This is a genomic window from Streptomyces sp. DF42 (genome assembly GCF_058267695.1).
Map to the genome: position 1 here is coordinate 207073 of NZ_CM177859.1, position 19119 is coordinate 226191.

Genomic DNA, 19119 nt, shown 5'->3' on the forward strand with positions numbered 1-19119 from the left:
CGGCGCGGCACGACCGGCTTCCTCATACGGGCTTGCAGGACCGCAGTGCGGTGACGGAGCGGCGCACCGTCTCCGTATGGCCGAACAGTCCCGGAAGCCCGCCGGTGTGCAGGAACACGGTGGGCTCGCCGGGCCGGATGTCCCCGTCGCAGACGGCCGCGACGAGGCCCGCCATGGCCCGGCCGGTGTAGACGGGGTCCAGGACGATCCCTTCGCTCGCCGCGGCCGTCCTGATCGCTTCCAGGACGGGTTCGTGCAGCACCGCGTATCCCGCGCCGACCTGGTCGGTGCGCACCCGCAGTGAGCCCGGGTCGAGGGTGCGGTGGGTGAGCGCGCCTGCGAGAGCGGCCACGGTGGCGGCCGGTTCCGGAACCGCACCGACGTGGATGCCCAGCACCCGCTCCTCGCCGAGGGCACCGACCAGGCCCGCCATGGTGCCGCCGGACCCGAGAGCGACCACCACGTGTGCCACGTCCGGCAGTTGGGCCCGCAGTTCCTCACCGCCTTCGGCGTATCCGCGCGCCCCGAGCGGACTCGACCCTCCGAACGGGATCAGGAAGGGCGCGCTCCGTCGCGGCGCAACTGCTCGCAGACGTCCTCCGCGACGGCTCCCAGGGCACTCGGATCGCCGTCGCCCGCCCAGCGGATCCGCGCCCCGAAGAGGCTGTCCAGAACGAGATTGCCGGAGCCGTTCGCCGCGCCGTCGGGTGTGCCGGCGAAGACGAGGACCACGTCCAGACCGAGGCGGGCACCGGCGGCCGCGGTGAGCCGGGCGTGGTTGCTCTGCGCGGCGCCGGTGGTGACCAGCGTGTCCGCGCCCGCCGCGTGGGCGGCGCCGGCGAACCACTCCAGTTTGCGGACCTTGTTGCCGCCTCCTCCCAGGCCGATCAGGTCGTCCCGCTTGATCCACAGATCGTGCTCGCGCAGGCCCAGGCGCGCGGCGAGGCGGGGCATGGGCTCCAGCGGTGTGGGCCAGGTCGACAGGGCGATCTTGTCCGTCATGACGTCTCCAGCGGGAGCGGGGTGGTGGTCTCACTCACCGACACCTCATCACGCCGGCGGAGATCGCCGCCTCTCCACGGAACCCCTGCCGTGTCTCAGGCGTTCCTCCAAGTGCGCGTGCGTCTTTGTGAGTCGTCCGCGTGACGGGACGGATTCGAGCGGGGTGGGGCGTGGCACGAGTACTTGTCATCGGCGGCGGAATCGCCGGTACCGCGACGGCGCTGGCCCTGAGCAAGGCGGGCCTCGACGTCGCCGTGTACGAGGCGCATCCCGACTCCGCCGAGGACCTGGGCGCGTTTCTCACCCTCGCGAGCAACGGAATGCGGGCGCTCGCCCAGATCGACGCCTCCGCCGCGGTCACGGCACTCGGCTTCCCGCTGACGTCGATGCGGGTCCTGGACGACGCGGGCGCCGAGCTGGCCCAGGTGCCCCTGGGCGAGGCCGCCGACACCCTCCTCCAGTTCCGCTGCCTGCGCCGCGGCGACCTCAACTCCGCTCTGCAGGAGGAGGCCGCACGCCGCGGCATCGCCGTCCGGCACGGCGCCCGCCTCGCCTGTGTCCAGGACGGACCGGCCGGCGTCACCGCGCACTTCAGCGACGGCAGCACCGCCACCGGCGACCTGCTGATCGGCGCCGACGGCCTGAACTCCACGGTCCGACAGCTGATCAGCCCCTACACGCGGCCGCTCTACGCCGGCCAGCGCGTCTTCTACGGCTACACCGGCGCCGCGCCCCTGTCCGAACCGGCCGCGCACATCACCATGGTGCGCGGCAGCACGGCCGCCTTCGGCTTCGCCGTATCCCCCGACGGGGAGACGTACTGGTTCGCGCGCGTGTCCGGCGACCCGCTGTCCGCCGACGAACTCACGCACGGATCACCGGCCGGATGGCGCGAGCTGCTGGTGCCGTCGCTGCGCGAGGACGCCACGCCCGCCGCGGACATCGTCGCCGCCACCGGTGACGACCTTCTCGTCACCAACGCCACCGAGCTGCCCGCCGGCACCCCCTGGCGCTCCGGACGGGCCCTGCTCGTCGGCGACGCGGCCCACGCCGCCTCCCCCGCGACCGGGCAGGGCGCGTCCATGGCGCTGGAGGATGCCGTGGTCCTCGGGAAGGCGCTGCGCGACGCGCCGGACACCGATGCCGCGCTCTCCCTCTACGAGAACCTGCGCCGTCCGCGCGTGGAGCACAACATCGCCGTCAGCGGCAACATCTCCCGCGGTGGCGCCTCGACGCCGCCCGCCACCCGGAGCCCGGCCGCGTCCCGGCCCGGGGACGACGAACTGGCACGGCTCCTGGAGTGGGAGTCGGACCTGCGGGACGTCGCACAGGCCTGACACACCCTCACCCTGTTACCGTCCCCCGATGTTCTCCCTCACCGAGCCTCCCTTCTTCACCCGCCTGCGTGACGCGAGGCGGGTGCTCGTCGCCGGAGCCGGCGGTGGCTTCGACGTGTACGCCGGTCTCCCGCTGGCCCTCGCGCTGCGTTCGGCGGGCAAGGAGGTCCATCTGGCGAACCTCTCCTTCGCCGACCTGAACGGGCTCTCCCTGGATGTGTGGCTGGAGGAGGACGTCGCGGCGATCCGCCCGGACACCGTGGCGCGTGGGGACTACTTCCCCGAGCGCACGCTCGCCCGGTGGCTCGAAGGGCAGGGTCTGCCGTCCACGGTCCACGCCTTCCCGTGCACGGGAGTCCAGCCGCTGCGCGCCGCCTACCGCGCGCTCATCGGACATCTCGGCGGGGTGGACGCGGTGGTACTCGTGGACGGCGGCACCGACATCCTCATGCGGGGCGACGAGCACGGGCTCGGCACTCCGGAGGAGGACATGGCCAGCCTGGCCGCCGTGCACGGACTGGACGAGATACCCGAACGGCTCGTGGCCTGCCTGGGGTTCGGGGTGGACGCCCATCACGGGGTCAACCACTGCCTGGTGCTGGAGAACCTGGCCGCCCTGGACCGGGCCGGCGCCTACCTGGGCGCTTTCTCCCTCCCGCCCGCGAGCCGGGAGGGCGCCCTCTACCTCGACGCGGTGGAGCACGCCCGGCGGAACACGCCCGAGTACCCGAGCATCGTCAACGGCTCGGTCGCGGCGGCCGTGCGCGGCGAGTTCGGTGACGTCCGGTTCACGGAACGCACCAGGGACAGCGAACTGTTCATCAACCCGCTGATGGCCCTGTACTTCTGCGTGGACGCACCCGCTCTGGCCCGCCGCAACCTCTACCTCGACCGGCTGGAGAACACCGTGCTGATGCGGCAGATCAGCACCGTCATCGAGGAGTTCCGCGCAGAACTGCCCCGCCAGCGACCGCCGCGCGCCTATCCCCACTGAGCACGACCCGGCGAGGTCGGCCACATTTCGGTGAAATCGGCTCCCGAATCCGCCCTGTTGTATACGCTCCAGATCCTTCACCGAATGTCCACACAGGGGGGACTATCTCCATGCGTATACGTCTTGTCGCCGCCGCCGGCGCGGGCACTCTCGCCGTGCTGGCCGCCGTGCCGGCCCATGCCACCGAATACTCGTCGGCACTGAAGCTCAAGGGCGTCCAGTACGACGCGCCGGGCAGAGACTCCAACAGCTGCACCACCGGGAACACGAAGAACGAGTACCTGACGATCAAGAACTACTCGTCGGGCACCACCGTGAACCTCAAGGGCTACGTGGTGAAGGACAAGACCGGCAACAAGTTCACGTTCACCAAGAACCACTACCTGGAGCCCGGTGACTACGTGAAGCTCCGTGGCGGCCACGGCACCGACTCCGACAGCAACAACGTCGTCTACCGCAACAACTGCAACTTCATCTGGAACAACGACAAGGACACGATCTACCTGTACAAGCCGTCCGGCGCCGGCGCGGACTCACACGCGTACACCAAGAGCAACAACGACAGGGACGGCAACGGGTACATCTCGTTCCACGGGTGACGGCGATGGCGCGGGCGAGCACGACCCGCCCGCGCCCGCGAGCATCAGCGTGCCGCGAGGTCACGCCTCGCCACCACCGCCAGCACGACGCTCAGCAGCGTGAGCGCGCCCGCCTGACCCAGGGCGCCGCCGATGAACACGAAGGGGACCCCCACACCGAACCACGGATACAGCGCGGCGACCCGCACCGACAGGAGCAGCAGACCGAGTGCGGCCAGGGCCACGGCACCGCAGGCGGGACTCCGGTCCGTGCGGCGCCTGCGCAACAGCAGCCAGCCGAGCGCTCCCACGACGAAGCAGGTGGCCGGCGCCCAGACCGTGTCGCCCATGGCGGGCACCACCACGACGGACGCCCCCATGACCACACCGCAGGCCGCGAAGACGAGGCCGGGGGAGCCGGCCGGCAGCACCGCGGCGGGGGCGTCGCGGTGGTAGGCGGCGCAGAGGGCCAGCGCGGGCAGCCAGGCGAAGAGTGCGGTGGTGGTGGCGAACCACGGTTCCGGCGGCGCCAGTTCAGTCACCAACGGTGCGACGAACGGCCACAACGTGGGCAGTGCGGCGAGCAGCACGGACGCCTGGGCGAGGCGCCGGCGGTCACGCAGAAGGGCGAAGAAGCCGACCGTCCACAGCAGCGGAAGCGTCCATTCGGCGGCCTCGGCGACGCCGATCAGCGGCCCGCGGCCGGTGAATCCCGACAGGAACATCTCCCAGTCGCCGGCGCCGTGGGTCGACGACCAGGTCAGGCCGAGGACCCTGTCGACGACGGCGGCGGCCGCCTGCAGGAGCACCGCGAACACGGCGAAGTGGCGAACGGCCGACCCGAGCAGAGCGTACGGACGTGGCGCTCCGGTGGCGGCCAGCCTGCTGCGCACGGCCAGGGCGGCGACGCTCGCCACCTCACCCAGCGTGGGCCTGCTCTGGTCCTGCATCTCCTGGTCGACGTCCCACAGGTACACCTCGACCATCTCCTCCTCCCGGTCCCGTCGGTAGTAGGCGGGGAGCAGTCGCAGCACCGTGCGGTAGCGCGTCTCGAGCAGCGTCGTCATGCCATGCCTCCTGCGAGTCCGGGACCGGCGGACGGGTTGACGGACGGCTTGGTGACCGGGTTCGCGGCCGCTCCGGGCGCCTTGCGCCCCTCGGCGATCCGCTCCTTGGCGGCGCTGGCACCGGCCGCCATGCGCTCCGCCTCCGCGCCGAGGGCCCGCATCCCCTCGTCGGTGAGGCGGTAGTAGCGCCGCAGCCGGCCCTCGTGCACCTCCTCGCGGTCCAGGACGATCAGCCCGTCCGCTGTGAGCCGGTCCAGCACGCCGTACAGGGTGCCGACGCGCAACCGCACGGTGCCGTCGGACAGTTCCTCGACCTCCCGCAGAATCCCGTAGCCGTGCCGGGGCTGGTCGGCCAGAGCGGTGAGGACGAAGAACGCCGCTTGAGTCATGTTCCTCGATGCCATGCAGCCATGATATCTCGGATTCCGATATATCTCGCGTCGGGGAGGCATTCGGCGTGGCGCGGGCCGGGCGGGCCGGGCGCGAACAGGGCCCGCCCCAAAGCGGATGGTGGGCGGGCCCTGTTCGCGGGCGCCATTGTGGCGGGCCCGGTGCACCGAAGGACACGGGTGAACCCGAGCGGTGTGGGGTGGAGTGCGCGCACCCCGAGTGCGCCGCGCACTTCCCGTGCGCCCACCCCCCGGGTGATTCGGGCCGACCCGCGGCGACGATACTGGGTCACGCACATGCCCCCGCCTTCAGTTGGACTCATGCGCTCTTCCCCCTCCGTCCGCCCGACACCCTCCCCCGCACTGTGGCTGGCCCGCGGCCGCCACACCGGGCCCGCCCCCGACGACGTCGTTCGCCGGACCCTCCAACGACTCAAGGCCGACGAGACCATCGACGACCATCTCGAGGTGCCAGATGCGGAGACCGCGTCGAGCGGGTCCGTCTTCGAGGCGCGCTGGACGGTCGCCGGGTCGGTGACCGTCCGGGCCCGGCTGACCCTCGCACGAGAGGGGGAGCACGGCCGGGAGTGGCTGCTGGCGGCGGAGGCGGAACGCCCGTGGGACCTGGAGTGGCCCTGCCCCGCCACCGTGTTCTGGCCCGACGAACCGGACGCCTCCTGGGACCACGAGCCCGTGACGGGGCTGCGCTTCCGGCAGGTCAACCACCTGCCCGAGGAGGACAAGGACATCCGGCGCCTGCTCAGGAACTCGGTGCGCGGCGGCTGGACCGTCAACCTCGTGGTGCACGAGGCGATGACGCCCGACGAGCGCGGCCGACTGCCCCTCGCCCGGATGCTGCCGCCGAGCCTGCGCCACCGCGTGGTGGAGCATCGGGTCGCACCTGACCAGCTGCGCATCGTGAACCGGGCCCTGCGCGAGTTCGGAGTGCAGGTCCCGCGCGGCGGTGCCGTCCTGCTGCCGCCGGCGCCTGCCCCGGACGGCTTCGACGCGGACGACTTCTCCGTACGCACGGTCTTCCTGGACGGCTCCCGGCCGACGGAACTCGTCGACGCCCTGACCCGTTTCGCCACGCTGCCGGCGCCGCTGCCGGACGGCGCCGAGGAGGCCGTCACCGCGCTCAGGGACGAGTGGCAACTGATGACCCTGGAGGAGCAACTCGCGCGCGAGCGCGGGCTCGTGGCCATGTACACCGAGGCCCTCGATGCCATGACGAAGTCCCGGGACCTGTACCGGGAGGCCGCCGAGCGCGCCCACGAGGCGCTGGCGGTGTACCGCGAGAACGGCACCGAGATCCCGGCGCGGCCACAGTCCCCCACCACGCCGCAGAGCTCCCCGTTCCAGCAGCTGACCCGAAGGCTGGAACGTCTCAAGGACACCGCCAGGGCTTTGCGGCCCACCTCCTCCGGGGACGGGGCGGAGGCCGACGGTGCGGGAGAGCGGCCGGACGGCTCCGGTCGCTGAGGCCCGCAAGGGCGCCCGCGGTCCTCAGGACCGCGGGCGCGAGACCGTGACGGGCCGCGGACCGTGCGCAGCCTGCGGTCAGTCGGATCGGTTCGCCGTGGCCAGGTGCGGGGCGTCGGCGCGCACCGGCAGCTGATTCGAGGCGATGCGCACGACCAGGGCCATCAGAGCCGCGAGTGCCGCAGTGACGGCTGCCAGTCCCGCGACCCAGCTCGGCGCGAGCGTGAGGTCGAGCGCCCGGGACAGCCACGCCGAGTGGAACCGGCCCGGGTACAGCTGGGCCGCGGCGAGCACCGCCGGCACCACGACCGCGACCGCGAGAGCGGGCGGGACGGGCCGCAGGGTCACCAGCACGGCGAGCATCGCGCAGAGCGCCGACACCGCGACGGACGAGGCGTACAGGGCGAGGGGCTCGCCGTCCTCGTACAGCGGGAACCAGAGCATCGCGCACAGGAAGAGCGCGCCTGCCACGAGCAGGCCCGGCCAGGACAGCCGCTCACCGGGGCGGTCCGGCGTACGGGCGAGGCGTTGCGTCGGCCGGTCGGCACCGAAGAGGGGTGGGGCCAGGGGAACGGGCGGCGGGAAGACGCCACCAGGGCCCCACTCCGTCTCGCCCTGCGGCTGTCCCGGCGGTTCCGTCTCGGGCAGGGCGGCGAGGGCCTCACGTTCTTCACTGAGCCGGCCGATGAGTTCCACGAGGTCCTCGACGGGCCGTGCCTGGGCGGCCGCCCGCGCCGCCTCTTGACCGAAGTGGCGTTCCGTCTGCGTCCGGTGCAGCAGCGCCATCAGGCGCGTCACCTCCTCCACCGGACGGTTCTCGGCCGCCGCGCGGATGGCCTCGTCCGCGCTCGCCGCGTCGCGCGGTGGGCGTGTGAGCAGGGTGACCAGCCGGGTGATGTCCTCCACGGAGCGGTCCGTGCCGACCGCGCGCAGCGCGTCGACGGTGGCCCGCGCGTACTGCGGGGACTCCTCCAGCAGGGTGATCAGGTCGGCGACCTCCTCCAGGGGTCGGTCAGCGACCGCGGCGTGCACCAGGTCGCTGACCGGGTCGTCGTGCAGGGCGGCTATGGAGGGGTCGTGGGATTGGGGTGACGAAGAGCGGATGCTCATGAATCTCCTCCATGGAAGAGATGGAACGGTTCGCCGGCTCACGCGTCTCCCGACGCCTTTCACGACGTTGCTGTGCAGTGCCAGTACTAGGTGCTGCTCCCACCCCGTGCCACTCGGGTGGGCCACGGGTATGAACCCCTGCCGCCTTTCTGACGGCCGATAAGGACACGTACGACGGCCGGATGCGGGAATCCGGGAAGAGGGGCGCGCCGGACGGCACGCCGGACGGAGGAGAATCCGTGAAACCGACCACAACGGTGATCGTCGTCACCATTGCCCTCGCGGCGCTCATCCTCACCGTGGCCGTCATCCTGCTGGTGCGACTGGTGAGGGCGCGGCGCGACCTGAGGCGCGCCGGGCTGCCGACCGGGCCGCGCTGGGTTTTCTGGGGTGCCGTTCTCTACTTCGTACTGCCGACCGACCTGCTCCCCGACCCGATCTATCTGGACGACATCGGCGTCCTTCTCCTCGCTCTGCGCACCATGCGCGGCTCTCTCGACGTGCCGAATCGTCACGAATCCTCCCTGTGACTACGCAGAGTAAGGAAACCAATCACCCGTTCGATTCGTATAAGTGACTGGAAGGGCAATGCAGTCGGCGGACCGGGCGGCGCCGCGGGGCGGGGACGACTGGGTCGGTGCTGCACTGACGAGGGAGAGACGATGCAACCGTTCGCGCTCAACTACGCACGTCCGGCGGTGGAGTTGGAAGCCACGACTCCGTACGTCTACGACTCCGGGCTGCAGTTGAACGTGCTCATGGACGGCCGGGTCGCCGCCGGCGACGCGGCTCTGCTCAGGGAGCTCGGAACCACGACTTCCACCGCGGGCTCCAAGACACACTTCGACGACTGAACGCGGAACCGTCGACGATGACCGTGCTGATCCTGACCTCTGAAGAGGACGTGACGGCCGACATGGTGGTCGTGCACCTCAACTCGTCCGGAGTCCCGGTGGTCCGCCTCGACCCCGCAGACCTCCCCGGCGGGGTCGCCCTGTCCGGTGAGTTCGTGCACGGCTCCTTCCGCGGCCACCTCCAGTCCGCGGGCCGCCTGGTGAGCGTCTCCGGGCTGCGGTCGGTGTGGGTGCGCAGGCCGGGGGACGCCGCGTCGCGGGCGGCCGAGCCCTCCGCGTGGCTGACCGAGGAGTCCTCGCAGGCGCTCTACGGCATGCTCCGTGGCTCGGAGGCCCGCTGGATGAACCATCCCGACGCGGCCCGACGCGCTCGCCACAAGCCCTGGCAGCTGCGGCTCGCCCAGCGCTGTGGGCTGCCCGTCCCGGCCACCCTGATCACGACGTACCCGCAGGCGGCCCGTGAGTTCGCCGACCGCTATCCGGATCTGGTGGTCAAGCCGGTCTCCGGGGCGCACCCGCAGGATCCGCCCAGGGCGGTGCCGACGAGCCGGGTCGCGCCGGACACGGACTTCTCCGCCGTGGCGTTCGGGCCCACACTGCTGCAGCGGCGGGTGGGAAAGCGGGCCGACATCCGGCTGACCGTGGTGGGCGAACGGCTGCTGGCGGCCCGCAAGACGGCCGCCGAGGACACGGATCCGGACGACCCGGGCGCCGTGGACGTGCGCTTCGCCTCGCCGGACATTCCGTGGGAGGCCACCGAGGTTCCGCCGTGCATCGCCGCCGGTGTCCGCTCGTATCTGGAGGAGGCCGAACTGTCCTACGGCGCCTTCGACTTCGCCGAGGACGCCGACGGGACCTGGTGGTTCCTGGAGTGCAACCAGTCGGGGCAGTTCGGCTTCGTCGAGGTGGAGACGGGGCTGCCGATCGCCCGGACCGTCGCGGAGTGGCTCGCCCGTCCCGGCCCTGAGCCGCAGAGACACGCCAACGGCTCCAACACGACGGTGTGTTGACGGCGGGGTCGGCGGGAGGAGGTCAATGGAAGGGGAGGTCAGTGGGGAAGCGAGCCGGGCATCAGCGCGCTGCGCTGCCAGCCGGCGCCCGGGGAGGCCTGGCGCTCGGGGGACGGTACGCCGAAGGACTGCAGCGGCCGCATGACGTACTCCAGTTCCCGCGTCACGCGCTCGGCCTCCCTGCGAGCCTGAGTGGGGACGTCGCCGCGCTCGGCGACGAGTCGGTCGTAGATCGGGGAATCCTGGAACACCAACGCGCCTTTCGTGTGGTGGCCCATGCGCATGGGCACGGCTGTCGAGTGTATGCGCCCCGGCAGACCGTGGCGTGAATTCCCCAGGAGCACTTGACGTCGGCACCGCGGTCTGGGTGACCTGGGCGGGCGGTCCGGGCCGTCAGGCGCCGGTCGTCGAGCCGGGCCGCACGATCATCAGGATCGTCACGGTCGCCCAGAGCAGGTTGAACAGGCCGGTGAGCATGGCCAGTTGCGCGGTGCTCGCCCGCTCGACGGGCCGGCGCGCGTCCAGCTGTTCGAGCAGCTCGCCCTGGCGAGGCAGCACGAAGGCGACCAGGATGCCCGCGGCCACGGCGGTGAGGGTGATGGACGCGATGAGCCACGCACTGCCCAGGACGCCCATCGCGCCAAGGTGGCGAAGCCCAGCGCGGGGACGCGATGCCGACGCCCGAGTAGACACGGCAGAGTGCGGTGCAGCAGCCGGACCGTGCCCGCGGCCGCCGTGTCCGCTCCCCCCTCGTCGGCGCCGGCGCGGATCGCGCAGCAGGCGGGGTTCGGGTCTCCGACGGCGTTCCGTGAGCGCTTCCGCAGGGTGGTCGGGACCACTCCGCAGGCGTACCGCTCGGCGTTCCATGGAAGGGCGCGCATCCAGGCCGGGCGCTCCTGAGCACCGATGCAAGGCACTTCTGCGTGCCGGCGACGGAAGCCGTCACCGCATCAGACGGCCAGCGACAGACCTTCCTCCCCGTCTGCCGTCCCCCGCGAGGCGATCAGCAGGGCGTCCGCCTTCGCGATGGCGTCCTCGACGCTCGTGGCTCCCATCGTCGTGCACAGCGCGCGGCTGACGTCCGCCAACTCCCGTGCCGCCTGTGGCTTCTCCCGCTCCGCCTGCGCGATGCGCAGCGACGCGTATCTGGTGAGCAACGTTCTGACGACCTTCGGGTCCGGAACGAGCACGAAGCGCCCCTCTCTTGGTTTTCGCCTCGTATTCCCGGGCAGGGCCGGACCATTCACATCTTCCGCGCCCGGGCCTCAATTGACGCAATACCGCCGCTCGACCCGATTCCCGGCGCGCTCCGAGGCGTTGAACAGAGAGTAGCCCTCCGAGCACGAACGGTGAAGCCAATGAACCGCTCCGGCCGCCTCCTCTGCGCCCTCTACCTCGCCACCTGCGGCGGACTCGCCTGGACCACGGTCCTCGAATTCCTCCACGGCCCACGGTGGGCCGCGTTCCTGTTCGCCGCGGCCAGTCTGGTTCCGGTCATCGCCGTGGTGCGCGAGACCCTGATCCGCGACCTGTGCAAGTCCGCCGCCGGGCCGCGCCGTCCCGCGCCGACGGCCGCCGACGAGATCGTCCGCGGAGAGCTGGACGCCGCCTGCTGCGAACGCTGGTGGACGAGCCTCGGCCGCGACCACGACGTGCGCTGCCCGCACGGGATGCGACGCAGCAGCGCCGCCTGAGGCTCCCGGACCCTCAGGCGACCTGCCCGCAGCGCAGCTGCGGTACGCCCCGCCGCCACGCGGCAGTTCCTCGTGCGTGCCGGCCTCCAGGATGCGTCCCTTACCCATCACCACGAACGTGGTCCGTCCGTTCAGCAGCCGGGCCGGCGCCTGCTGGACGACCGCCTCCGAGCGGGTGTCCAGGGCCGAGGTCGCTTCGTCCAGGATCAGCACCTCGGGGTCCCGGATCAGCGCCGGACGGAGGTCGAGGCGCATGCCGGAGGTCAGCAGCCGCTCAGCGTGCCGTCCATGCGGCGCAGGGCCTTGGGTGCTGGACGACCGTGTCGATGGTGGACGCGCTGGTCAGCGGCAGCGGCCAGATGGGGCTGTGTTTGACGGTGAACACGCCGACCGCCGCGATCAGGTGGCGGCGGTCGGCGCGGAACAGGTACCCGAGGGTGCGGATCGGGTGTTCGTCGCGGTGGCGGTGGTCGAGGGGTCGTTCCGACGACGACGCCATCGGCGGGGGGCCTCCGTTGTGCCCGTGTGCGTCGTGTCAGACGGCGTCGAGCTGCGCGATCTCCTCGGGGCTGAGTTCGAGGTCGGTCGCGCCGAGGGAGTCCAGGATGGTCTCCGGGCGGCTGGAACCCGGAATGGGCACCACCACCGGCGACTTGGCGAGCATCCACGCCAGGCACACGCGCTGCGGGCTCACCCCGTGGACCTCGGCGATCCGGGCGAACGGCGCGTAGGTGGAGCCCAGTTCGCCGGCCCGGGAGATACCGCCCAGCGGGCTCCAGGGCAGGAACGCGATGCCGAGCTCGTCGCACAGGTCCAGCTCCGGCTCGCTGGAGCGGAAGGCCGGGGAGAACTGGTTCTGCACGGAGACCAGGCGCCCGCCGAGGATCTCGTTGGCCTCCATGATCTGCTCGGGGTCGGCGTTGGAGATGCCCGCCATGCGGATCTTGCCCTCGTCCAGCAGGTCCCGCACCGCACCGACGGACTCGGCGTACGGCACCTTCGGGTCGGGGCGGTGGAACTGGTAGAGCCCGATGGCCTCCACGCCGAGCCGGCGCAGGGACGCCTCGCAGGCCTCCTTGAGGTGGCGGGGGCTCCCGTCGAGGGTCCAGCTGCCGTCGCCGGGGCGCAGATGGCCGCCCTTGGTGGCGACCAGGACGTCCCCGCCACGGTCGTGGGAGGCGAGCGCCTTGGCGATGAGGGTCTCGTTGTGGCCGACCTCGTGGGCGTCGCGGTGATAGGCGTCCGCGGTGTCGATCAGCGTCACGCCGGCGTCGAGGGCGGCGTGGATCGTGGCGAGGGAGCGTGCCTCGTCCGGCCGTCCCTCGATCGACATGGGCATCCCGCCCAGACCGATCGCGCTGATGTCGATGTCACCGATGCGGCGGATGTGCATGTGCTCGTGACCTCTTCGGAAGATGGCGCGGACCGAATGGCGTTCGACCCGCCGCACATGGCGTACGGCGGCGCCGGACCTGGTTCCAGCCTGACCCTCCTGCGGGCCGGAGGTCCAATAGAGGAAAGAGAACGCATTAAGCAGCCGGGCAACTGAATCGCGGTGCGGGGTATCCGGCTTGCACGGCCTGCCGCTGGGTGTGCGAGGCTCACTGCCGAGCAGCCGCCACGACGGGCGGCGCGGTGGAGAGGCGACGGCATGCGCATCGGTCTGCTCGGTACCGGCCCCTGGGCGGGAATGGCTCATGCCCCCGCCCTGAGCGAGCACACCGGACTGGACTTCGTCGGAGTGTGGGGCCGCCGTTCCGAGGCGGCGAAGGAACTCGCCGACCGGCACGGCACGCGCGCCTACGACGACGTCGACGCGCTGCTCGCCGACGTGGACGCGGTCGCCGTGGCCCTGCCGCCGGCCGTGCAGGCGGATCTCGCGGTGCGCGCGGCGCGGGCCGGGCGTCATCTGCTGCTGGACAAGCCGCTGGCGACGACGGTGGAGCAGGGGCGGGCCGTGGCCGACGCCGTGCGGGAGGCCGGGGTCGCCTCGGTCGTCTTCTTCACCAGCCGTTTCGTGCCGGACACCGAGGCCTGGATCACCGAACAGGCCGACGCGGGGGGCTGGTTCACCGGGCGCGCGCAGTGGCTGGGGGCACTGTTCGGCGGCGAGAGCGACAGCCCGTTCGCGGACTCGCCGTGGCGGCAGGAGAAGGGCGCACTGTGGGACGTGGGGCCGCACGCCCTCTCCGTGCTGCTGCCGGTCCTCGGCGATGCCCGCCGTGTGACCGCCGCGGCGCCGGGCCCCGGCGACACCGTCCATCTGGTCCTCGACCACGTCGGCGGCGCGTCGAGCACCGTCACCCTCAGTCTCTCGGCGCCGGCCGCGGCGGCCGGAACCACGGTCGAGCTGCGCGGCAGGGCAGGGGTGGCGGTGCTTCCGGACGGCGGCGACGGGCCGGTCGCCGCCCTCGTCCGGGCCGCCGACGCCCTGGTCACCGCCGCCGGCACCGGCCTGCCGCACCCGTGCGACGCGGCCTTCGGCCTGCGGGTCACGGAGATCCTCGCGGAGGCCGAGGGGCTGTTGGACGGCGCTGCGGGCTGACGCGACGGGGACCCCTCCGGCATGCGGGACGCGCCCCGGCGTAGGAGCGTGGTGGTGTGGGAAAGGTGCCCGTCCTGTCACCGCGCCGGGACCACGCCCGGCGGGGCTGGCTGCGGGGCGCGCCGCCGCCGCGCTGGGTGAAGGTCCTTCCGGTCGTCCTGATCGCCGGCGTGTGCGCGGCCACGCTGCTGAGCCCCGATCCCCTCGACATCGGATTCCTGCTGGGAGCCATCCCCCCGCTGGCCGTCCTGTCGTACGGTCCCTGGGCGACCGCGGTCCTCGGCGCACTCGTGGTCGCCGTGCTCAACATCCCGGCCTTCGATCTCAACCGCCCCGGCGACACCGACCTGTTGACCATCACCTTCGTCTCCGTGCTGAGTGTGTTCGTGTCGTACGTGCGCAGTCGTCGCGACGCCCAGCTGGACCTGGAGCGCACGGTCGCCGAGGCCGCGCAGCGTGCCGTCGTGCCCCCGCTGCCCGAGCGGGTCGGCCCGGTCCGCTGTGTGGGCCTGTACCGAGCGGCGGAGCGCGGCACGCTGGTGGGGGGCGACTTCTTCGACGTGCGGGAGGGGCCGAACGGCGTGCGGGCCGTGATGGGCGACGTCCAGGGGCACGGGTTGTCCGCGGTCGCCACGGTCGCCTCGTTGCTGGGGGCCTTCCGGGAGGCGGTGCTGGATCTGCCCGACCTGGAGTCGGTCGCCGCCCGTCTCGACCGCAGGCTGGTCGTGGACTCGGCGGCCTCGCGGTACGCCGAGCTGTTCGCGACCGCGGTACTCCTGGAGTTCTCCCGCGACGCCCAGGCGGTCCGGATGGTCTCCTGCGGGCATCCTGCGCCGCTGCTGCTGAGCGGCGGGAAGGTCACCGAGGTCGACCTCGTCGCCTGGACGCCGCTCGGTCTCGGCCTGTCCGACGGCGGCCCGGACTCCGCGCTCACGCTCCGGCTGGAGCCCGGCGAGAGCCTCTTTCTGGCCTCGGACGGCGTGAGTGAGGCCAGGGACGCCTCGGGCACCTTCTACCCGCTGACCGACCGCCTGTCCGCGCTTGCCGACACCGACCCGGCCGTGCTCGCCGACCGGGTCTGGGCGGATCTCGTACGCCACTGCCCCGCCGTCGTCGACGATGTGACGATGCTCGTCCTCACGCCCGCGTCACGGGACGTTCGCTGACGTCCTGCTCGGCGCCGAGCTCCTGGTCGCCCTCCGCGTCGATGTGCGGCAGGACCCGGTCGAGCCAGCGCGGAGTCCACCAGGCGTGCTTGCCCAGCAGGGTCATCACGGCGGGCACCATGAGCAGCCGCACCACGCTCGCGTCGATCAGCACGCTCACGGCGAGCCCCAGTCCGAGCATCTTGACCACGATGTTGTCGCTGACGATGAAGGCGGCGAACACGCTCATCATGATCAGTGCCGCGCAGGTGATCACCCGGGCGGTGATCTCCAGGGCATGGGCCACCGAGGCCTTGGCGTCTCCGGTACGCAGCCAGGACTCGTGCACGCGGGAGAGCAGGAAGATCTCGTAGTCCATGCTCAGGCCGAAGATGATCGCGAACATCATCATCGGCACATAGCTCTCGATGGGCACCTTGCCGTGGACACCCAGCGCGGGCCCGCCCCAGCCCCACTGGAAGACGGCCACGACGACGCCGTACGAGGCCCCGATGGACAGCACGTTCAGGACGGCCGCCTTGACGGCGACGAGCAGGCCGCGGAAGACCGCGAGGATGATCAGGAAGGCCAGGGCGACCACCACGCCGATGATCAGGGCCAGTCGGCTGGCCACGATGTCGCGGAAGTCGACCTGGGCCGCCGTGGTGCCGGTGACATAGCCCTTGGCAGGCGTGCCGGAGACCGCGTCCGGGAGGGTGTCGTGGACCAGGCGGTTGGTCAGCGCGGTGGTGTCGGCGTCCTGCGGGGACTGCTTCGAGTAGACGGTGCCGATGAGGACGTCGCCGTCCTGGGTGGGCGTCAGCGGAGTGACCGTGGAGGCGCCGGCGACGGAGTTGAGGGTCTTCTGCGCCTGGGAGGAGAGGGTGGAGCGCTGGGACGAGGAGACGGAGGTCTGGTCGATGACGACGGTGAGCGGGCCGTTGGAGCCGGGGCCGAACGCGTCGGTCATCAGGTCATAGGCGCGACGGTCGGTGAAGGAGGTGGGGTCGGCTCCGTCACCGATGTGGCCCAGCTGGATGGAGAACAGCGGGATCGCCAGGACGACCACGATGCCTACGCCTGCCGCCAGGAACTGCCAGGGCCTGCGCTCCACGCGCTGGGCGTAGCGGTGCCAGGCCCCCTGGGGCGCGGCTCCGGGCTCCGCGTCGGTCTCGGCGACAGGGCGGCGCAGGTGGTAGCGGTCGATGCGTTTGCCGATGAGCCCGAGCAGGGCCGGGACCATGGTCAGCGCGCCCGCGACCGCCGAGACGACCGTCACGGCGGCGGCCAGGCCGAGTTTGCCGATGAAGCTCACACCGGAGGCGTACAGCCCGGCGAGGGCGACGATCACGGTGCAGCCGGAGACCAGGACCGCCCGCCCGCTGGTGGCGGTGGCGTGCCCGGCCGAGTGCACCGCATCGGCGCCGTCCATGAGGTTCTGCCGGTGCCGGGTGATCAGGAACAGGGCGTAGTCGATGCCGACGCCGAGGCCGATCATCGTCGCCAGCGTCGGCGAGACGGTGGCGAAGGTGAAGGCGGCGGCGAGCAGCCCGAGGCAGGCGAGCCCGGTGATCGCGCTGAGCAGCGCGGTCAGCAGGGGCAGCCCGGCGGCGATCACGCTTCCGAAGCCGATGATCAGGACGACGATGGCGACGGCGAAGCCGATGAGTTCGCTCAGGCGGTCGTTGCCGGCGGGCCGGGCCAGTTCGCCCAGCGGTCCGCCGTACTCGACCTGCGCTCCGGCCGAGCGCAGCGGCTGGACCGCCTTGTCGACTCCGTTCAGGTAGCTGTCACCCAGGGTCGAGGGCTGGACGTCGAAGCGGACGGTGATGTAGGCCGTCTTCCCGTCGGACGACACCGGCCCGACCTTCGAGGCGGGGGTCGACAGCGGGTTCTGGGCTGACAGGACGTGCGGCAGCTTCTGCAGGTCGCCCACCGTGGTGGACATCTGCGAACCGAGCGACGTCACGGACTTCTGCGCGTCGTGGAGGACGATCTGGCTGCCGTATCCGCCCGCCGCCGGGTCGTGCTTCTTCAGCACGTCCAGGCCTTGCTGGGACTGGACACCCGGCAGGGAGAAGTTGTCGGAGTAGTCGCCCCCGAAGGACCGGTTGAGGAACTGCAGCGCCACCAGGGCGACGAGCCAGGCGACGATGACGATCACGAAGTGGCGGGCACACCATTCCCCAAGCCGTCGCAGCACCCCTTTGGCAACGGTGCCCGATCCCCCCGCGTCGGTGCGGGTCGGTGACATGACCTCGGCCTTCTCTGCCGGTCGGGACGGTCGTTGTCTCTCATTACACGCCCGCCCGGTCGCTGCGGCATCTCGGGAATGGATTGTCTCCGCCTCTTCCGGATGCACGCCGGGCCCCGGCGTTGAATGGTGATAGCAGAAGCGTTCGGACCCAAGGAGCACTCATGACGTCACAGCCCGACGCGTCCGGGTCGTCCGGGGACCGCGTGACCCCGGACGACCTGCTCCACACCAGTACCGGCACCGATGTGTCGCCGGAGGATCTCGTCCTTGCCACGGGCAGGGACATCACCCCGCGCAATCTCGAATGGGCCAGGCGCAAGCTGGAGACGGAGGGCCCCGTCGCCCTCGAGAAACTGCTGCCGTAACCGCCGCCTCACGACCGCCTGGAGACCCGGTTCCGGTTCATTCCGCGTCGGGCTCCAGGCACAGCACCGGCACCCGCTGGACGAGGTTGACGGCGAAGCCACCGCGGTTCCAGGGCTGCTCCAGCGGCTGGCAGTGCCCCTCGGCGTCGGTCGCCCGCGCGCTCAGCACATGGTCGCCGGGAGTCGCCGTCCAGCCGAAGTGCCAGCGCCGCCAAGCCCACCGCCGCCCTCCGTCGGGCTCCAGTTCGGCCTCGTGCCAGCTGCGCCCGGCGTCGGTGCTCAACTCGACCCGCGCCAGTGGCGCCTGCCCCGACCAGGCGCGCCCCTCGACGGGCACCGGTCCCGGCCGCACCACGCGGGCCCGCGACATGAAGTCCGGGAATCCGGGCGGGACCAGCAGGGCGCGTGGCACGATCCGGGTGACCGGCTCGCCCTCCTCACCGGACTCCTGCCGAAGCCGGTAGGCCACGGTCTGCTGGAATCCCGTGAACGGCGCGTCCGTGACGGTGACTTCGCGCAGCCACTTCACCTGTGCCATGCCGTACCAGCCGGGCACCACCAGGCGCAGCGGACGGCCGTGCTGCGGCGGCAGCGGGCCCCCGTTCATCGCGTACGCCAACAGCACCTCGGGCTCGGTGCCCGTGGCCACGTCCAGCGGCAGGGACCGTTGGTAGTCCTGCTCGACCCCGCGCTCCACTCCGTGGTCGGCGCCGGTGAACACCACGTCGACGGCGTCGGCCCCGACTCCGGCCTCGGCGAGCAGCAGCCGCAGTGGTACGCCCGTCCACTCGGCGGTGCCGACCGCCTCGACGAGCCAGGGCTGGCTGACCGGGCGGGGTGTGAGCAGAGCCCGGCCGTTGCCCGCGCATTCCAGCGTCACGCGCGTGGTGACCTGGGGGAATGCCCGCAGATCTGCCAGGTCCAGCTCCAAGGGGCGGCGGACCCGGCCCCCGACGGTCAGCGGCCAGGGCATGTCGTCGGGGACGTAGGGGATGTCGTAGTGCGTCAGTACGTAGTGCAGGCCCGGCGGGGAGACGTCGTAGCGGAGCGCCTCGAGCGGCAGGCCGTGGTTGCGGGTGGCCAGCGCCAGTTCGTCCCGGCCGATGCCCTCGTCGGGTGCGGCCAGCCGGGCGGGTGCGCTCGTGTCACCGAGTCGATGGCCCATGAGCGCATTATCCCCCGGGCGGGCGGACGGAGCAGTCGGAAGGGGCAGGTTTCCGGTGACGGAACACAACCGCCGGTTGATCAAGGGGAGTTCCCGATGGATCACTGTGCGGCGGTTGCCCGTTC

21 protein-coding genes and 4 pseudogenes are annotated in these 19119 nt (G+C 71.7%); 12 read left to right on the forward strand and 13 right to left on the reverse strand.

Annotated features, from left to right (window positions below; translation table 11 throughout):
- Positions 1-22 precede the first annotated feature (22 nt).
- On the reverse strand, positions 23-643 hold the full coding sequence (locus ACYUED_RS01010) for a pyridoxal-phosphate dependent enzyme (RefSeq protein ID WP_491294773.1): 621 nt from the start codon (positions 641-643) through the stop codon (positions 23-25).
- Positions 553-1002: a pyridoxal-phosphate dependent enzyme gene (locus ACYUED_RS01015; protein WP_491290433.1), complete on the reverse strand. Its 450-nt coding sequence runs from the start codon at positions 1000-1002 to the stop codon at positions 553-555. Before ACYUED_RS01015 ends, ACYUED_RS01010 begins: the two co-directional genes overlap by 91 nt.
- A gap of 170 nt (positions 1003-1172) precedes the next feature.
- Between ACYUED_RS01015 and ACYUED_RS01020 the strand changes: the two genes are divergently transcribed.
- From ACYUED_RS01020 to ACYUED_RS01030, 3 genes are all read left to right on the forward strand, one after another.
- Positions 1173-2339, forward strand: a complete 1167-nt coding sequence (locus ACYUED_RS01020; RefSeq protein WP_491290434.1) for an FAD-dependent oxidoreductase — start codon at positions 1173-1175, stop codon at positions 2337-2339.
- A gap of 28 nt (positions 2340-2367) precedes the next feature.
- Positions 2368-3333: a DUF1152 domain-containing protein gene (locus ACYUED_RS01025; protein WP_491290435.1), complete on the forward strand. Its 966-nt coding sequence runs from the start codon at positions 2368-2370 to the stop codon at positions 3331-3333.
- 110 nt (positions 3334-3443) lie between these two features.
- Complete coding sequence (locus ACYUED_RS01030; RefSeq protein ID WP_491290436.1) at positions 3444-3932, forward strand: lamin tail domain-containing protein; 489 nt, start codon at positions 3444-3446, stop codon at positions 3930-3932.
- A 44-nt stretch (positions 3933-3976) separates the two neighbouring features.
- Here ACYUED_RS01030 and ACYUED_RS01035 read toward each other — a convergent pair whose 3' ends face one another.
- The gene (locus ACYUED_RS01035) at positions 3977-4978 is read right to left on the reverse strand and encodes a hypothetical protein (RefSeq protein WP_491290437.1); all 1002 of its coding nucleotides are present in this window, start codon (positions 4976-4978) and stop codon (positions 3977-3979) included.
- Positions 4975-5367, reverse strand: a complete 393-nt coding sequence (locus tag ACYUED_RS01040; RefSeq protein ID WP_491294776.1) for a PadR family transcriptional regulator — start codon at positions 5365-5367, stop codon at positions 4975-4977. The genes ACYUED_RS01035 and ACYUED_RS01040 overlap by 4 nt, the downstream gene beginning before the upstream one ends.
- A 321-nt stretch (positions 5368-5688) precedes the next feature.
- Here ACYUED_RS01040 and ACYUED_RS01045 point away from each other — a divergent pair, with 321 nt between their 5' ends.
- The gene (locus ACYUED_RS01045) at positions 5689-6849 is read left to right on the forward strand and encodes a hypothetical protein (protein ID WP_491290438.1); all 1161 of its coding nucleotides are present in this window, start codon (positions 5689-5691) and stop codon (positions 6847-6849) included.
- A 78-nt stretch (positions 6850-6927) separates the two neighbouring features.
- On the opposite strand, the gene ACYUED_RS01050 is transcribed toward ACYUED_RS01045, so the two are convergent.
- Entirely contained in the window at positions 6928-7959 is a 1032-nt protein-coding gene (locus tag ACYUED_RS01050) for a hypothetical protein (protein WP_491290439.1), read from the reverse strand.
- 239 nt (positions 7960-8198) lie between these two features.
- On the opposite strand from ACYUED_RS01050, the gene ACYUED_RS01055 reads away from it, so the two are divergent.
- The 3 genes from ACYUED_RS01055 (at position 8199) to tgmB (ending at position 9823) form a co-directional block, all read left to right on the forward strand.
- Complete coding sequence (locus tag ACYUED_RS01055; protein WP_266528088.1) at positions 8199-8489, forward strand: YkvA family protein; 291 nt, start codon at positions 8199-8201, stop codon at positions 8487-8489.
- A gap of 132 nt (positions 8490-8621) precedes the next feature.
- On the forward strand, positions 8622-8813 hold the full coding sequence (gene tgmA, locus ACYUED_RS01060; protein ID WP_266528085.1) for a putative ATP-grasp-modified RiPP: 192 nt from the start codon (positions 8622-8624) through the stop codon (positions 8811-8813).
- 17 nt (positions 8814-8830) lie between these two features.
- Entirely contained in the window at positions 8831-9823 is a 993-nt protein-coding gene (gene tgmB / locus ACYUED_RS01065) for an ATP-grasp ribosomal peptide maturase (protein ID WP_491290440.1), read from the forward strand.
- Between the two features lie 38 nt (positions 9824-9861).
- Here the strand turns inward: tgmB and ACYUED_RS01070 are convergent, their stop codons facing one another.
- Positions 9862-10074, reverse strand: a complete 213-nt coding sequence (locus ACYUED_RS01070; protein ID WP_266528645.1) for a hypothetical protein — start codon at positions 10072-10074, stop codon at positions 9862-9864.
- A gap of 142 nt (positions 10075-10216) precedes the next feature.
- Positions 10217-10647 (reverse strand): annotated as a pseudogene (locus ACYUED_RS01075) (hypothetical protein).
- Between ACYUED_RS01075 and ACYUED_RS01080 the strand changes: the two are divergent.
- Positions 10589-10723: pseudogene (locus ACYUED_RS01080) on the forward strand (AraC family transcriptional regulator); the annotation flags it as partial. The pseudogenes ACYUED_RS01075 and ACYUED_RS01080 sit on opposite strands and share 59 nt — an antisense overlap.
- Positions 10724-10773: 50 nt before the next feature.
- Here ACYUED_RS01080 and ACYUED_RS01085 read toward each other — a convergent pair.
- Positions 10774-11013: a DUF5133 domain-containing protein gene (locus ACYUED_RS01085; protein ID WP_491290441.1), complete on the reverse strand. Its 240-nt coding sequence runs from the start codon at positions 11011-11013 to the stop codon at positions 10774-10776.
- Positions 11014-11181: 168 nt separating this feature from the next.
- Between ACYUED_RS01085 and ACYUED_RS01090 the strand changes: the two genes are divergently transcribed.
- Positions 11182-11517, forward strand: coding sequence for a hypothetical protein (locus ACYUED_RS01090; RefSeq protein ID WP_491290442.1), 336 nt, complete (start codon positions 11182-11184; stop codon positions 11515-11517).
- Positions 11518-11532: 15 nt separating this feature from the next.
- Here the strand turns inward: ACYUED_RS01090 and ACYUED_RS01095 are convergent.
- The 3 genes and pseudogenes from ACYUED_RS01095 to ACYUED_RS01105 form a co-directional block, all read right to left on the reverse strand.
- Positions 11533-11769, reverse strand: a pseudogene (locus ACYUED_RS01095) (ABC transporter ATP-binding protein); the annotation flags it as partial.
- 28 nt (positions 11770-11797) lie between these two features.
- Positions 11798-12016: pseudogene (locus ACYUED_RS01100) on the reverse strand (ABC transporter ATP-binding protein); the annotation flags it as partial.
- A gap of 36 nt (positions 12017-12052) precedes the next feature.
- Positions 12053-12910, reverse strand: a complete 858-nt coding sequence (locus tag ACYUED_RS01105; RefSeq protein WP_491290443.1) for an aldo/keto reductase — start codon at positions 12908-12910, stop codon at positions 12053-12055.
- Positions 12911-13168: 258 nt separating this feature from the next.
- On the opposite strand from ACYUED_RS01105, the gene ACYUED_RS01110 reads away from it, so the two are divergent.
- Positions 13169-14062 carry a Gfo/Idh/MocA family protein gene (locus ACYUED_RS01110; RefSeq protein WP_491290444.1) on the forward strand — a complete coding sequence of 298 codons (894 nt, stop codon included), beginning with the start codon at positions 13169-13171 and terminating at the stop codon, positions 14060-14062.
- A gap of 56 nt (positions 14063-14118) precedes the next feature.
- Positions 14119-15228, forward strand: a complete 1110-nt coding sequence (locus ACYUED_RS01115) for a PP2C family protein-serine/threonine phosphatase (RefSeq protein WP_491290445.1) — start codon at positions 14119-14121, stop codon at positions 15226-15228.
- Here the strand turns inward: ACYUED_RS01115 and ACYUED_RS01120 are convergent.
- Positions 15200-17461, reverse strand: a complete 2262-nt coding sequence (locus ACYUED_RS01120; protein ID WP_491290446.1) for an MMPL family transporter — start codon at positions 17459-17461, stop codon at positions 15200-15202. The two genes, ACYUED_RS01115 and ACYUED_RS01120, sit on opposite strands and share 29 nt — an antisense overlap.
- Before the next feature lie 164 nt (positions 17462-17625).
- On the opposite strand from ACYUED_RS01120, the gene ACYUED_RS01125 reads away from it, so the two are divergent.
- On the forward strand, positions 17626-17829 hold the full coding sequence (locus tag ACYUED_RS01125) for a hypothetical protein (RefSeq protein ID WP_491290447.1): 204 nt from the start codon (positions 17626-17628) through the stop codon (positions 17827-17829).
- Between the two features lie 37 nt (positions 17830-17866).
- Here ACYUED_RS01125 and ACYUED_RS01130 read toward each other — a convergent pair whose 3' ends face one another.
- Complete coding sequence (locus tag ACYUED_RS01130; protein WP_491290448.1) at positions 17867-18994, reverse strand: sulfite oxidase; 1128 nt, start codon at positions 18992-18994, stop codon at positions 17867-17869.
- Positions 18995-19119 lie beyond the last annotated feature (125 nt).

Coding starts and splice junctions, on each gene's coding strand:
- ACYUED_RS01105 (WP_491290443.1), bottom strand. CDS start 12,910: ATGCACATCCGCCGCATCGGTGACATCGACATCAGCGCGATCGGTCTG.
- ACYUED_RS01045 (WP_491290438.1), top strand. CDS start 5,689: ATGCGCTCTTCCCCCTCCGTCCGCCCGACACCCTCCCCCGCACTGTGG.
- ACYUED_RS01015 (WP_491290433.1), bottom strand. CDS start 1,002: ATGACGGACAAGATCGCCCTGTCGACCTGGCCCACACCGCTGGAGCCC.
- tgmB (WP_491290440.1), top strand. CDS start 8,831: ATGACCGTGCTGATCCTGACCTCTGAAGAGGACGTGACGGCCGACATG.
- ACYUED_RS01040 (WP_491294776.1), bottom strand. CDS start 5,367: ATGACTCAAGCGGCGTTCTTCGTCCTCACCGCTCTGGCCGACCAGCCC.
- ACYUED_RS01090 (WP_491290442.1), top strand. CDS start 11,182: ATGAACCGCTCCGGCCGCCTCCTCTGCGCCCTCTACCTCGCCACCTGC.
- ACYUED_RS01130 (WP_491290448.1), bottom strand. CDS start 18,994: ATGGGCCATCGACTCGGTGACACGAGCGCACCCGCCCGGCTGGCCGCA.
- ACYUED_RS01125 (WP_491290447.1), top strand. CDS start 17,626: ATGACGTCACAGCCCGACGCGTCCGGGTCGTCCGGGGACCGCGTGACC.
- ACYUED_RS01035 (WP_491290437.1), bottom strand. CDS start 4,978: ATGACGACGCTGCTCGAGACGCGCTACCGCACGGTGCTGCGACTGCTC.
- ACYUED_RS01025 (WP_491290435.1), top strand. CDS start 2,368: ATGTTCTCCCTCACCGAGCCTCCCTTCTTCACCCGCCTGCGTGACGCG.
- ACYUED_RS01110 (WP_491290444.1), top strand. CDS start 13,169: ATGCGCATCGGTCTGCTCGGTACCGGCCCCTGGGCGGGAATGGCTCAT.
- ACYUED_RS01050 (WP_491290439.1), bottom strand. CDS start 7,959: ATGAGCATCCGCTCTTCGTCACCCCAATCCCACGACCCCTCCATAGCC.
- ACYUED_RS01120 (WP_491290446.1), bottom strand. CDS start 17,461: ATGTCACCGACCCGCACCGACGCGGGGGGATCGGGCACCGTTGCCAAA.
- ACYUED_RS01030 (WP_491290436.1), top strand. CDS start 3,444: ATGCGTATACGTCTTGTCGCCGCCGCCGGCGCGGGCACTCTCGCCGTG.
- tgmA (WP_266528085.1), top strand. CDS start 8,622: ATGCAACCGTTCGCGCTCAACTACGCACGTCCGGCGGTGGAGTTGGAA.